The organism is Salinisphaera sp. G21_0, from assembly GCF_017744115.1.
Lineage (GTDB): Bacteria > Pseudomonadota > Gammaproteobacteria > Pseudomonadales > Endozoicomonadaceae > Endozoicomonas.
This window is the reverse complement of record NZ_JAGHQW010000024.1, coordinates 44,078-58,038: the sequence shown is the minus strand read 5'-3', so window position 1 is coordinate 58,038 and position 13,961 is coordinate 44,078. Positions and strand designations below refer to the sequence as shown.

The window sequence follows — 13,961 nt, the reverse complement described above, 5'->3', positions numbered from 1 at the left end:
TTTTCGTCCAGGTGTGCAGGGTTATCTTATGAAACCAACTACCTCAACCTTTTCCCCCCCAGAGCCCGCTGTCTATGTTGACCAACAGGCCGGTTCAGACGCGATATCTGACCGATCCGCAAGCACCTTTAACGGTATGGAAATCTCAACCCGTCAGCCTTGCAGGCGAACAGCCACCAATGCATATGAACGCATCAGTATGGAGGTTGCCTATTGGCAAAACAAACCATTACAAGGACGTCAAATTACCCCGGCTGCTGTACTTAACGCCTATGGAAATGATACAACCTCCCTCAGAAGTGGCGTCTTCCTGCAAAAACTCTGCCTGCGAAACATTCCCCACAACAATCGACAAGTTATCCCGGATCAGGTCGTTCAGGAGTTCAACCGACAGCCAGATCAAAACAATGAGTTCAAATTAGCCATCGCACGCTTCAAAGCGGAATGTTGCCTGAGGGGGCTGCCATTGAATGGCCAGCCGGTTACACCGGATGAGGTGTATAAGGACTTCATGGAGAGTCCGGCTGGCAGCGAGGAGATAACGCTCTTCAACACCAAACGTTATCTTAATGGTCATCTGCTGGCTGACCGCCAGGTCGACCCGGGTGATGATCCTGAAGGATACGCAGCCTCTACCAGTCAGCATCAGGCTTCTGCTGCCGTCAGAAGTGAGCTCCCCTTATCAGACAATCAGGTTCCGCAGTTAAATGTGCTAACTCGCAGAGCACTGGAGATGATCCAGGAAATCAATGAGTCTTATAACACGCCCCCCATTCTGATTACCGGTTCATACGCACGTTTTTTACAGAACCGCTGCACATCATTCAAAGATATTGACATTATCTGCTCGACTGAAGATTCGGCCATGAAACTCTTTAAAAAGATGCAAGCGCTTAAGGAAGCACTTGACATTGACAGGGATTTAGGAGCCAACGACAACATCTTCATCTCACCAATGCCAGGATGCCGGGCGATTCAACTACCAAAGGCTTACACTATTCATCCTAAAGACAGCAGTTCAGACATCCCGGGTCCGGGGCTTATGGTCAGTATTGACGGCAGAGTAATCAATGGACATGCAGCACCATTGGCCATTAGCACTCCTGGCGTTGAGAGGCCGTTATGGTGTTTGTCGTTTGCTGAAGAAACCCGATTACTGAACGATACGCTGGAACACCTCATAGAGAACCTTAACCCGCTGACAGTTGAACTGAATCAAGGGCCAGCGTTTGAATTACCTCGAACCATTCTTTTTGGCTTTCCAAAAAACGGCAAAGAGCGTATTTATGGTTTGCTTGTTCGCGCGCTGCTTACCCTGGATAAAGCCAGGCAGTTTATCTCCATATTCGCTGAAGAAGAGCCTGACGGTCAGCTGCAAGCGCAACGACAGCGCCTTCATGCACTTGCTGCGATTCTGCAGAGGAAATTGAGCAGGCATATTTGCCGCAGTGATTTTGAATGCAGAGTTTCCTGCTGGCTATCGACAGTTCCGCATGTGAGTAACTACGAGATCAAGAGGATGGAATTTATCACATCACTGTTGAAGATGATGCATCCTGAGCTGGATCGGATAGACTCAACTCATTGAACATTTGATCACCGGTAACTCACTCAGAATCTTTCAACCTTCTTTACTCAGGCCAGGTTATGTCAAACACTTTCCAGTTCTTGCAGTTTGGTTCCTGCGAAATATGTGGCCTTGCTCAATTACCGGAGCAACTGGCTTGTCTTATGGTTCCACTTGATCAGAACAAGATGCGTTTTTTCACCCTCTTTTATTGCGCCGATAACCCTCAATGCCACCTGAAAGCCATTGATAAGTTGTCAGAAAAAGAAGGTAAGCGATATTCAGGAATCCAATGCCGCTGACTATTTTGACTTTGCACATGTTGAACTCAAGGTTTCTTGTTCAAATTGCAGGAGGTATGACATCAGATGAACTTTAATATAACGCCGATGCAGTCTCGTACGCCATCGGATAATCCTTATGGCATGTGTCGAATCAATTCACCCACAGCATGCACTTTCAATCAGTTTAATGTCCAGCAAATTGACCCTAAATTCCAATACTCCATACCAGCCACAGAGGAAAGTACAAATCCCCCCCAACGTAGTTATGATGAACGGAAAAAGATCCGCGCCGATAATGAAAAAAGACGCAGGGAAACCATGAATCAAGCCTACCAGGCACTTCGAAATGAAATTCCCGGAGCATCCAACCAACAATTAACAAAGGTAGAGACTTTGATACAAGCCACGGCATACATTCAACAACTGGAACAGCAACTTGGTATTAGTCCGGATTTCACTTGAGTTATTGGATTATGCCTTCTGAAATCTCGAAATCAAGGACTGAAAGTTAAGATATGGATCGGTCATTAGCATGCTGAGTTATTGATTCCTTTATCAAGTCAGTCGCTTTTCGACCAGCAATTTTTGCCTGTTCTCTGTCACCGGTATTCTTGAGAGCAAAATAGTAAGCCTTACTGTAAGCCCTTCGACAAGCCTGATGAATAGAATTCTGACACTTCCTCTGGTAAGCCTTTCGGGTAGCTCTCCCTTTCCGGGAGTCCTCCCAGGCGCGTTTGACAGCCTTCCCTCTCTCGGACATACGATAAGCCTTCTGGTATTCCTTTTTTTTATCTGACTGATCGTGAGTGACTGCGGGCCTGAGGGGTAGAGGTATAACAGAACGGAACGATTCAGGTGCTCTAAACTCAATAATTCCCGTTGAAGCCTGCCCTTGTGTGTGTGTATTTAACGGGCCAACGATAGCAACTGATCGTGATGATGGCTTAGAAAAATCAGCTAATGAATTTTCTGAGGGTAATTCCCAGGCTATCTGTTGAGAGTTTTTAAAAGTTAAATCTGTGGATGAAAAAGGATTATTAACAGGTTGACTGGAAAAATCACAAGATACTATTGCATCAAGCTCTTCTGGTGCAAGCCCAGAATGCTTGAATTGACCTTCAGTGTACGGTCGTTGGGAAATTGTAAAATCTTTAAGTGCACGTGAAATTGATGGTATGCCCTGATTGCTTACCTCCCGATTTGAATATCGGGGAAATGGATCAAGTGCCTGCACCGAATAACCAGCCATAGTTCGCGGTGAGCCGAAGGTATCAGGTGGTAAAGCTGATCCTGAATAACCCTGCAAACAGGAAGAAACGGAATTTGCGTCTATGTTAAATCTGTACATTGAATTAGTAAAAATATTGAATTACAGCTTAGGACAGTGCCTTCATTATAAAAGTTCCTCTCTGCCCCATTCCATTCAACAATTATTTCAACCAGACCTGAAGATTTACTATGACTGTTAAGTAGTTAACCAATATCATACTGCTACTGACTTATCAGTCAGTTTAAAAAGCAGGCAGGACGGAAGAAACAGAACTTGATGCAAGCTCATTTTTTTTTGCCTTATCAGACTCTCTTATAAGAGCGCCAGCTTGCTGACCAGCGATTCTTGCCTGTTCCCTATCACCGGTACTCTTGAAAACTTTATAGTAAGCCTTATGGTAAGCATATCGGTAAGACTTCAAGGCAGCAGCCTTCCCTTTCTCAGACTGTGCGTAAGCCTTGCGGCAAGCCTTCCCTTTCTCGGACTTTTCCCAGGCTCGTTTGGCAGCCTTCCCTCTCTCAGACTGTGCGTAAGCCTTGCGGCAAGCCTTCCCTCTCTCAGACTCACGGTAAGCCTTCCCTTTCTCGGACTTTTCCCAGGCTCGTTTGGCAGCCTTCCCTTTCTCAGACAGTGCGTAAACCTTGCGGCAAGCCTTCCCTCTCTCAGACTGTAACCAAGCCTTCCTGACAGCCCTTCCTCTCTCAGACTGTGCGTAAGCCTTCTGGCAAGCCTTCCCTTTCTCAGACTGTGCGTAAGCCTTCTGGCAAGCCTTCCCTTTCTCAGACTGTGCGTAAGCCTTCTGGCAAGCCTTCCCTTTCTCAGACTGTGCGTAAGCCTTCTGGCACGCCTTCCTTCTCTCAGACTGTGACCAAGCCTTGCGGACAGCTTTCCCTCTCTCGGATTCACGGTAAGCCTTTGTGTAAGCTTTCCCTCTTTCCGACTCCGCCCGGGTTCGTTTGGAAGCCCTCCGTTTCTCAGGTTGCACGTAAGTCTTATCATGATCGATGATCAAAGATTCACCAGCTCCTGAAACAGAAGCTTCAACATCCAACTCATTTCCTGCTGTTTCTTTCAACGTTGAGATAAATGGAGGATGATCATTACTTAAACCGTATGAGTGAGGGCTCACTTCATCGACCATACTCCAGACCTGCTCAATTCTTATTTCTGATTGATTGGATAGAATTCTGTTATTTTGTTCGGCCTCCTGATATTTTCCGGGTTTATGTGATATGTCTAGCAGCTTGATTTTTTCAGGTTCTTGCGAATAAATAATCCTGACGGGCATTTTTTTAAAACGGGAGTCATTGAAAGGGTTATGGAAGTTTTCACCATATGGAATCAAGGGGTTTATATAATTATTTGGTGCAGTTTGATCAACTCGCAGCCCGAATACCAAACCACTTTGCTGCGACCAGTCTTTAACAGTGAATCCACTGCCCGACATAACAGACTCATACGCTCTTCGGGATCCCGGATACAAAAAGTGTGAATCAAAATACGGAGTAGCCATTGAATTATTGAGTTATTGAATTAATGACTAGGACTATACTTTCTTATAAAAGTTCCTACCTGAAAGATACTTTTCCATTTTTATGTCAGCCAGGCATAGCTATTAATAATTGAGGTTGATTCAATCTCATTTATTTTTTGCTTTATTTGAATTTTTTATAAAGGCAGTAGCTTGCCTGCCGGCGATTCTTGCTTGCGCTTTATCACCGGTATGCTTGAAAACTTTATTGTAAGCCTTGGTGTAAAGCGTCCGGTAAGCCTTACCCCTCTCTGAATTTCTCCATATCAGTTTGGACTCCTTCCCTTTCTCGGAGTTTGCCCAGACCTGTCTGACAGCCTTCCCATGCACAGACTCACGGTAATTCTTCTGGTTAGCCTTCCCTTTCTCAGACACTGCGTAAGCCTTACGGGCAGCCATCCCTTTCTCGGACTGACGGTAAGCCTTCCGGACAACCTTCCCTCTCTCAGACTGACGGTAAGATCTATAGTATGCCTTACCTTTCTCGGACTGAGACCAGGCTCGTTTGGCAGCCTTCCGTTTCTCGGTCTGTTCGTATGCATTCCGGGAAGTTTTTCGTATATCGCTCTGTTCATAAGCCTTAAGGAAAGCCTTCCCTTTCTCGGACTTCACGTAAGTCTTCTGGTAAGCCCTATAGTAAGCCTTCCCTGCTTCAGACCGATCCCAGGTTCGTTTTTTCGGAGGCCTCCGTTTCCCGGTCTGTGCACAGGCCTTCGGGGAAGCATTTCCCTTTTCGGATTCATGGTGAACCTTCTCTTTCCCGGACTGTGTGCAAGCCTTATCAGGAGCTACGGCCAGAGATTCACCAGATTGCGCCTTGGGTTTAGGTGAGAAGTCTAACGGCTGGCATTGTTCAAATTCTTGAGAATAAATCACCCTGACCGGCATTGTTTTAAAACGGGAATCATTGAAAGGGTTATGGAAGTTTTCACTATATGGAATCAAGGGGTTTATATAATTATTTGGTGCAGTTTGATCAACTCGCAGTCCAAATATTAAACCACTTTGCTGCGGCCGGTCATGAAAAACCAATCCATTGCCCGTTATAACAGATTCATACGCTTTCTGAAATACTGAATACAAGGAGTGTGAGTTAAAATATGGAGTAGACATTGATTTGTTGAATTATTAAATTATTGAATTAATGATTAGGACTGTGCTTTCCTGTAAAAGTTCCTATCTGACAGACCAAACTTAATTTTTAACCAGGCTTAAGTCATTAAAGGTTTATTCAAGTGCATTATTTTTTATTTTATTCGACTCCCTTATCAATGCGGTAGCCTGCCTGCCAGCAATTCTTGCCTGCTCTCTATCCCCGGTTTTACTGAAAACTTCATAGTACGCCTTATGGTAGGCTATCTGGTTAGACTTACCTTTCACAGACTGTGCGTAAATCCTCTGGTAAGCCCTCCGGGTAGCCAGCCCTTTTTTGGACGCACGATAAGCCTTACGGACAGCTTTCCCCCTCTCAGATTTTGCGTAAGCCCTCTGGTAAGCCTTCACTTTTTCGGACCTCGCCCAGGCCCATTTAGCAGCCTTCCCCTTCTCGGACACATGGTAAGCCTTATCGGCAGCCCTACGTTTCTCAGACTTTTTGTAAACCTTACCATGAGAGAGAGTAAGAGGTTCAACAGAGCCAGAAGCAGAAGCTGCAACATCCAACTCATTTCCTGCTGCCAAGTTAGAACGTTCACCAGCCATACTCCAAACCCGATCAATTCTTATTTCTGGTTGACCGGTAACAATTCTGATATTTTGATCAGCCTCCTGATATGCCCCGGGTTTATGTGATAGCCCTAACGGTTCTCTTTGTTCAAATTCTTGAGAATAAATAACTCTGACTGGTATCTTTTTAAAACGGGGATCATTTAATGGATTGTGGAAACTTCCACCGTATATACTCAAGGGGTTTACATAGTTACATGGTATAATTTGATCAACTTGCAGGCCGAATACCAAACCACTTTTCTGGGCACAGTTTTCAGCAGCTAACCCACTGTTCGATATAACAGACTCATGCGCTTTCTGAAATCCAGAATATAAGGAGTGTAACTTGGAATATGGATTATTCATTGAATTATTGATTTATCTAATTAATGATTTATTGAATTAATGATTTTGACTTTTATTTATTATAAAAGTTCCTTCCTGAAAGACCCCATTCAAAATTTATGTAAGCCAGGCATCGAGGTTGATTCAAGCTTATTTTTTTGCTTTATATGACTCTCTTATAGGGATAGCAGCTTGCCTGCCAGCAAATCTTGCCTGTTCTAAATCATGGGTATCCCTGAAAGCTTTATAGTAAGCCTTATAGTAGGCATTCTGGTAAGCCCTCCGTATAGCCTTCCCCTTTTCGGATTTACGGTAAAGCTTCTGGTAGGCCTTTCGGGCAGCCTTCCGTTTCTCATCCTGTTCATGAGCATTATCAATAATGATGGTTAGAGATTCGCCAGATTTTGCAGCAGAAGCTGTAAGATCCAACTTATTACCAGCAGGCAATGGATCAGAACTTTCACCAGCCATACTCCAAACCCAATCAGATCTTAATTCCGGCGGGCTGCCTGGCGTTCTGGTATTTCGATCAACCCCCTGGTATGCCCCGGGTCTATATGACAAGTCTAACGATGCACTTTGTTCATATTCTTGAGAATAAATAACCCTGACTGGTATTTTTTTAAAACGGGAGTCACTTAATGGGTTATGAAAGCTTTCACGACATGGAATAAAGGAATTCACATAATTACTTGGTGCAGTTCGACCAACTTTCAGCCCGAATACCGATCCATGTTTCTGTACCCTTGCTGTAAAAGCCGATCCCCTGTTCGACATAACAGACTCATACGCTTTCTGGAATTCCGAACACAAGGGATAAAAGTTAGAATACGGGTCAGACATTGAATTATTTAATTACAGAATTATATATTGTGACAACTCCTTCTTATAAAAGTTCCGGCCTGACACAATACATTTAATATTTATATTGCTGAGCGATTTGGCGAGCGTTTGTTATGGCTCAATCTGTCTGTAGCTGATTTTTTTTCCTTTTTCGATTCTGTTACAAAGTTGGAGGCTTGCTTACCAGAGATTTTTGCCTGTTCTTTATCACCGGTATCTTTGAGAACTTGATTGTAAGCCTTACGATAAGCCTTACGTTCCTCGGATTGATGGTAAGCTTTTTGGTAAGTTTTCCATTTCAAGGACTGACGGTAAACCTTCTGGTAAGCGCGCTGGTAAGACCTTCGTTCAAGTACTGACGGTAAATCTTCTCGCAATATAGGCGGCTTTCAGTCGTATCATCAGCATGCATAGTACATAGAACAGTAGCTACTTCTGAAACTTGACGGGAGAAAGCCTGACATGATGCACAAGGTTCAAAATGAACAGTATTTTGAACATAAAAAAAGTGATCAGGGGCTTTATTTAAATAAGCAGAATAGTCAGGTCTATTTATTGAATTATAAAGTTATTGAAATATCAAATTACAGTTTGAGACTACTCGTTCTGGTAAAAGTTCCTCGCTAACACAATCCATTCAATATTTATAATAAATACAAAGTCCCTATGGTTCTAAAATAGCGATATAAACTGCCTAAAAATCGGCAACTCACGGGTAAACAATAATTCATTTGTCGTGCAATTTTTTCCTGGCTGACGATCAAGAACCTGTTTGCTCTCTAAGAGGCTCATTATTGTTTGCTTTATTAGCTTCTCTTATAAAGGCGGTAGCTTGCCTACCAGCGATTCTTGCCTGTTCAATATCACCGGTAACCCCTAAAACCTTATGGTAAGCTTTACGGTAAGCCTTCAGGTAAGCACGTCCTTGCGGAGACTCACGGTAAGCCTTTTGGTAAGCCCTCCCCTTCTCGGTCTGACGGTAATACCTCTGGTAAACCTTCTGATAAGCCTTCTGGGAAGCTTTCACTCTCTCGCACTGACTGTAAGCCTTTCGGTAAGCCTTCCGCTTCTCGGTCTGTTCGTAGGCTTTGAGGTAAGCCTTCCGTTTTTCCGACTGTTCGTAAGCCTTCCGCTTCTCGCTCTGTTCGTAGGCTTTGAGGTAAGCCTTCCGTTTTTCCGACTTTTCGTAAGCCTTCCCTTTGCTGGACTGACGATAAGCCTGATGGCTGGCTCTCTGTTTCCAGGACCGCACACAAGCCTTCCCTTTCTCAGACTGCGCCCATGCTCGTCTGCGAGCCTTCCCTTTTTCGGACTGACGGTAAGCCTTCTGGTAATCCCTCTGATAAGCCTTCATTCGCTCAGACTGTGCGTACGCCTTCCGGACAGCTTTCCATTTCTCGGACTCACAGTGATCCTCATGGGAGCTGGCCAGAGATTCATCTGAGCCGGAAGCCGTAGCTTTATCATCCAACTCATTTCCTGCAGGCGATGCATCTCGTTGCAGCTGTTCACTATCCAGTTGCGGATTAGCAACTAATGCGTTTTGTGAGGTTGATTGCTCTAATCCTAAAATAGACTGGATCGAAAAACGTTCATTACCAGGAATATATTTGGGAACATGATCATTATTCCGGGGTTGTATTCTGACAGGTAAGCAAAGCGGATGGTCTTCTTGAAGATGGCTACTATCCATTAGTATCGACCTTTTTTCAAGCCGGGGATCACCCGATGGATCATTAAAAAGTACCCTTGGCTGCTGGAGGCAGTGTTTAACAGTTCCATCAGCACGCATAGCGCACTGCAAATTTGCTACGCCCACAACTTCGCGGAAGAATGCCTGACAGGATGCGGCAGATTCCGAATAAGCACTATCTCGAAAATAAGAAAAGTGATCCGCAGCTATATTAAAATTAAAATCAGCAAAGTAGACAGGCATATTCATAGAATTATTGAATTATTGAGTTTCATCCTATGACCTCTATTTCATATAAAAGTTCAAACAGCTTTTAAGAAAAAACCATCTCCACCAGTTCCGTGATCAAATCCATCCAGGACATCATGCGCAAAGACGCCGGTGTTGTTGGTGATGCCCTGCGCATTGGCCAGATGCCCTGGCTACTGTTCCTGAAAATCTTCGATGCCCGGTAAGAAGAACTGGAATTTAAACTGGACGACTACCGTTCACCAATCCCCCGTTCGACAGCACCGGGGAAGACGGGATTGAGAAAAACTTCCTGGCAGAAATGCAGACCCGGGAAACCGTCGACCTGTTCTTGCAGCTAATCATTGAGCTTTTAAAAGACGGTGGCCGTGCAGCCGTGGTACTATCCGATGGCACCCTGTTTGATCAAAACAAGGACGGTCTTGGCTGCTGAACCGGAGTTGGCAGCCGGGGCGATGGTATTGATTTATCCCCCTGACAAGGTGTCGAAATGAAAGTAAAAAAACAACCGCCTCAAACCAATGAGCAATGGATTCAGGAAATTCGTGCCGCCTGGAAGGACGCCCGGGAGGTGATACCTTACGGACACATGATCGGACATAACATGACCGATCAGGAGCTGTTTCATATCGCTCACTGTGAATGCCTGAATTTTCGTGGCATCAAGCCCGGCAAAAAGGCCAGAAAAAAAGCCAGTGATGCCGCGCTCACCAGTTATGTTGCCAACCTGGACAACGAACCCTTACTGCAAGACCCTCTTATGGCCTTTGCGTTTTGCTATATCCTGAGCCATTACGGACTCGGGTTGATTGATGAACCCCGATCCCGGGAATTACTCGGTTATGTCGAAGAGCATCTGGAGCGGATAAAAGCGGGCCAGACATTGGTGACTTTTTGATTCTCGAATGACCGGCAAATAACGTAATTCACCCTAACAGCACTCTGCCGGTGCTATGGTTGAACCATCATTCACCAAACATTCAGAAACCCGGAGTACTGCTGTGTTTGCCGATCATCCGTTGCTCAAGCCCTTTCTCAACCTTGAGCCCGATACCTTCCCGGCGGAAGCTATCCGCCAGGTTATCGCCCATCAAGAGGAAATGCCCCCTTTACTGCTGGCGGTACTGCGGGATTTTGCCGATGCCCCCGAAGGCTATAACGAACAGGAAGGTAACTGCCTTCACCTGGTGGCACTGATGGTGCTGGCGCAATTCCGGGAGTCTGCGGCATTCCCCGTGCTAGCGGATATCATCAATGACTTTGATCAGGGTGATGGTGACTGGGATTCCGGAGCCGCTTATGACTCACTGCTTTTTTCGATCGGTGAAAACGGGCTGGAAAGGATAACAGCCTCTATTATGGCCAACGATATCGCTCAGCTGAAAGGCGTTATTCTGGACAGAAACCATGGGCTTGAGCTTCGCGTTCTGGCCCTGGAAACCATGAAGTGTTTTTATTTTGAAGGAGACATAAGCCGCAGTGAACTGATCGACTTCTATTCTTCCCTGTTCAGGGCGTTTAAATCAGAACATCTGGAAGACGATTTTCTGCCCCTCTGGTTGACCCTGTACGATGAATGCGTGACGATTCATCCGAAAGAACTGATGGAAGACATTCGGGAAGCCTGCGAAAACGGTTTTCTTGGTGAAAAATATAATGGCCGGACCCTCGCCAAAGCCAGCGATTACTGTATTGGATCCCCTGAGCAGTGGTGGCAGACCAACCGGGAGCAACTGCTGACCGAGTTTGGTTATATTCATCACGCGGATAGAGAACTGGAAAGCTGGGGCATGAACCAGCATATCGAGCTTGAGGATTGGCTGGGTGGACTGGATTTCATGGATTTCAGCACTTCCCATATAGCCGAAAAAGCGAAGCAACGTGCAGACCTGAATGAACAGATCGGCAATACATACCGGGAGATATTCCACGAAACCACCAACACGCCCTTTGTCCGCGAGGACTCCAGAGTCGGGCGTAATGACCCTTGCCCCTGTGGCAGCGGTAAAAAGTTCAAGAAGTGCTGTGGCCGATAGGCAGTAAACATCTACCCTTAACCGGAACCTGCAACAGGCATTCATCCATGGCCGATTTTTTCCGATTTCTACAGACACCCCATATTCAATGGCTCACCATGATGAGCTGTTTGCCCTTCCGGGCCTTCAACCAATAAAACCGCTTGCTACTGGCACCTTTTCGATGGGGCAGTTAGTGGGAATGCTGAGCACACCATCTTACTACGGTGCCATCAACATTGAAGGCAAGAAGAAAAGCAAGATCAGTGAGCCGGTCGGGGGCAAAGGCGAAGGGACGCTTGTCTATAAACAGCAAAAGAGCAATGTTGAGGCCTATTACCGATATCGGGATAACAACAAAGACACCTTGCTGTTTATTGGCCGATACAGCCGGTTGGGTAAAACCGGCCTGAAGCTGAATGAGATACGGGATAAAGCAAGGGAGGGAACGATCACTCTCCAATGAAGAGCTCCATCAAATGTGGCACCACCTTGAATCCGGCAAAGAAACATGGAGTCCGTTGTATGGCCTGCTGTTGCGGTTCTGTTTTGTTTGTTTTGATAATCGCCCTGGGCAGCTTAATGATATCAAGTGGTCTGATATTGATTTTTCCCAGCAAACACTCCGTTTTATCTATACCAAGGGCAAAAATGCCATCCCCAAAAAACGCATTGTTCTCCTAACAGACAGGGCATTGGCCATACTGGAGCAGGCGCAGCGGATATCAGGCAGCTTTGATGGCCCCTTTATTATCACCGGTGGATCACCCATCGATATTCGTAACCTTGGCCGCTTTGTGGGTGCTTATAACGACTGGTTGCAAAAGAATGCAATGGCGAAAGGCAAGCAGCCTCCGGAACGCTTTACCGCAAAAGACCTGCGCCGCACAGCTACCCACCTGTTCACCGACTGCCGTGTCCTGAAAGAACACCGCTACCTGCTGCAAAGCCGGGAAGATGGCAGTGTCGAGTCCAAACACTACGACCACGATGACCGCCTGCCAGAAAAGCGCGATGTTGCCAAAATCTACGATAACTACCTGGATGTGGACCAGCAAGGCTGGTGCCCAAAATCCGGCCAGAAGGATAAATACGGCAACCTGATCGAAGACCGCATCTACAACCAGAAAGATATGGACCGTGATATTGTCTTTGACGAGCGCACCCAACTGGTGGCCTTCAAAGTGACCGAATACCTGCAGAAAACCGGCGAATTCCAGAAGACCATCGTCTTTTGTACTGACATCGACCACGCAGAACGAATGCGCCAGGCACTGGTCAATCTGAATCCTGAACGGGTCAAAGAAAACCGCAAATACATCATGGGGATTACCGGTGACAATGACGAGGGCAAAGCCGAGCTGGATAATTTTATCGACCCGGAATCCCGTTATCCGACCATCGTTACCACCAGCCAATTGATGAGCACCGGTGTCGATGCCAAAACCTGCAAACTGATCGTGCTGGATAAAACCATCGGCTCACCCACCGAGTTCAAGCAGATCATTGGTCGGGGTACTCGCATCGATGAGGAGCACAACAAACACTGGTTCACCATCATGGACTTTAAAAAGGCAACCGAACGATTTGCCGACAAAGACTTCGATGGCGACCCGGTACAGATTTTCAAACCCAAAGAAGGCGACGATATTGTTCCGCCGGACGACAACCCGCCCGACGATACCTATACAACCCCAGATAACATTGACGATATCGGTGAAGACGACAGCATTGAAGATGGCGAAGAGTGGGGCAACGATGACACCGATGAGGAAGATACGCCCACACCACCGCCACCCGGCGAAGAAGGAGAGCCAGAACCCCGCATCAAATACCATGTTCAGGGTCAGGAATTCAAAGTCTCCAGAGAACGGGTACAGCATCTGGATGCCAACGGCAAACTGGTCATCGAATCCATGCACGACCATACCAGAGAATGCGTCACCCGCCAGTACGCCAGCCTGGATGACTTCCTGCGCAAGTGGAGCAGTGCCGACAAGAAAAAGGCCGTGATCGACGAACTGGCTGAGCAGGGTGTCTTCTGGCCGGAATTGCAGGCCAACGTCAGCAAAGAACTGGGCACTGAGCTGGACCCTTTTGATCTGATCTGCCATGTCGCCTTTGATCAGCCACCGCTTACCCGAAGGGAACGGGCGGACAACGTGAAAAAGCGCAACTACTTTACCCGCTATGAAGCGGCTGCCCGGCAGGTGCTGGAAACCCTGCTGGAGAAGTACGCCGATGTGGGCATTGAGCCGGTGGAAGAAATGACCATCCTCACCGATCAGGCCTTCAGCAAGATTGGTGCCCCCATGGAACTCGTCAGTGCCTTTGGTGGCAAATCCGGTTACCTGCAAGCGGTTCAGGAGCTGGAGGCCCTGCTGTATAGCAAGCCACAATCCGCCAGATTTTTACCCTCACCTCTTTTACAATGGCGGCCCGGATAATCCGGCGCTG

At 46.5% G+C, this 13,961-nt stretch carries 12 protein-coding genes and 3 pseudogenes; 8 read left to right on the top strand and 7 right to left on the bottom strand.

The genetic code is table 11. The features are described 5' to 3' along the window. Positions 1–28: 28 nt before the first annotated feature. Positions 29–1,588 (top strand): hypothetical protein, encoded by a 1,560-nt coding sequence (locus J7439_RS12840; RefSeq protein WP_209202189.1) that lies wholly within the window; start codon positions 29–31, stop codon positions 1,586–1,588. 347 nt (positions 1,589–1,935) lie between these two features. Further along, positions 1,936–2,313, top strand: coding sequence for a basic helix-loop-helix domain-containing protein (locus J7439_RS12835; protein WP_209202188.1), 378 nt, complete (start codon positions 1,936–1,938; stop codon positions 2,311–2,313). 46 nt (positions 2,314–2,359) lie between these two features. Here the strand turns inward: J7439_RS12835 and J7439_RS12830 are convergent, their stop codons facing one another. The 7 genes from J7439_RS12830 to J7439_RS12800 all read right to left on the bottom strand — a co-directional run bounded on the left by J7439_RS12830 (position 2,360) and on the right by J7439_RS12800 (position 9,240). Beyond that, complete coding sequence (locus J7439_RS12830; protein ID WP_209202187.1) at positions 2,360–3,100, bottom strand: hypothetical protein; 741 nt, start codon at positions 3,098–3,100, stop codon at positions 2,360–2,362. Between the two features lie 262 nt (positions 3,101–3,362). Then, complete coding sequence (locus J7439_RS12825) at positions 3,363–4,262, bottom strand: hypothetical protein (protein WP_209202186.1); 900 nt, start codon at positions 4,260–4,262, stop codon at positions 3,363–3,365. Between the two features lie 498 nt (positions 4,263–4,760). Further along, positions 4,761–5,528: a hypothetical protein gene (locus tag J7439_RS12820; RefSeq protein WP_209202185.1), complete on the bottom strand. Its 768-nt coding sequence runs from the start codon at positions 5,526–5,528 to the stop codon at positions 4,761–4,763. 351 nt (positions 5,529–5,879) lie between these two features. Then, positions 5,880–6,725, bottom strand: coding sequence for a hypothetical protein (locus J7439_RS12815; RefSeq protein ID WP_209202184.1), 846 nt, complete (start codon positions 6,723–6,725; stop codon positions 5,880–5,882). A 129-nt stretch (positions 6,726–6,854) separates the two neighbouring features. Continuing rightward, entirely contained in the window at positions 6,855–7,481 is a 627-nt protein-coding gene (locus J7439_RS12810; protein WP_209202183.1) for a hypothetical protein, read from the bottom strand. A gap of 146 nt (positions 7,482–7,627) precedes the next feature. Further along, positions 7,628–7,924, bottom strand: coding sequence for a hypothetical protein (locus J7439_RS12805; RefSeq protein WP_209202182.1), 297 nt, complete (start codon positions 7,922–7,924; stop codon positions 7,628–7,630). A gap of 383 nt (positions 7,925–8,307) precedes the next feature. Then, positions 8,308–9,240: a hypothetical protein gene (locus J7439_RS12800; RefSeq protein WP_209202181.1), complete on the bottom strand. Its 933-nt coding sequence runs from the start codon at positions 9,238–9,240 to the stop codon at positions 8,308–8,310. Between the two features lie 326 nt (positions 9,241–9,566). Here J7439_RS12800 and J7439_RS27145 point away from each other — a divergent pair. From J7439_RS27145 to J7439_RS12775, 6 genes and pseudogenes are all read left to right on the top strand, one after another. Next, positions 9,567–9,692, top strand: a pseudogene (locus tag J7439_RS27145) (type I restriction-modification system subunit M N-terminal domain-containing protein); the annotation flags it as partial. Positions 9,693–9,730: 38 nt separating this feature from the next. Then, positions 9,731–9,898 (top strand): annotated as a pseudogene (locus tag J7439_RS12795) (N-6 DNA methylase); the annotation flags it as partial. Between the two features lie 81 nt (positions 9,899–9,979). Next, the gene (locus tag J7439_RS12790) at positions 9,980–10,387 is read left to right on the top strand and encodes a hypothetical protein (protein WP_209202180.1); all 408 of its coding nucleotides are present in this window, start codon (positions 9,980–9,982) and stop codon (positions 10,385–10,387) included. Between the two features lie 55 nt (positions 10,388–10,442). Then, positions 10,443–11,525: a DUF1186 domain-containing protein gene (locus tag J7439_RS26520; protein ID WP_286198330.1), complete on the top strand. Its 1,083-nt coding sequence runs from the start codon at positions 10,443–10,445 to the stop codon at positions 11,523–11,525. Between the two features lie 88 nt (positions 11,526–11,613). Next, complete coding sequence (locus J7439_RS12780) at positions 11,614–11,970, top strand: hypothetical protein (protein WP_209202179.1); 357 nt, start codon at positions 11,614–11,616, stop codon at positions 11,968–11,970. A 577-nt stretch (positions 11,971–12,547) separates the two neighbouring features. After that, a pseudogene (locus tag J7439_RS12775) lies at positions 12,548–13,951 on the top strand (type I restriction-modification enzyme R subunit C-terminal domain-containing protein); the annotation flags it as partial. Positions 13,952–13,961 lie beyond the last annotated feature (10 nt).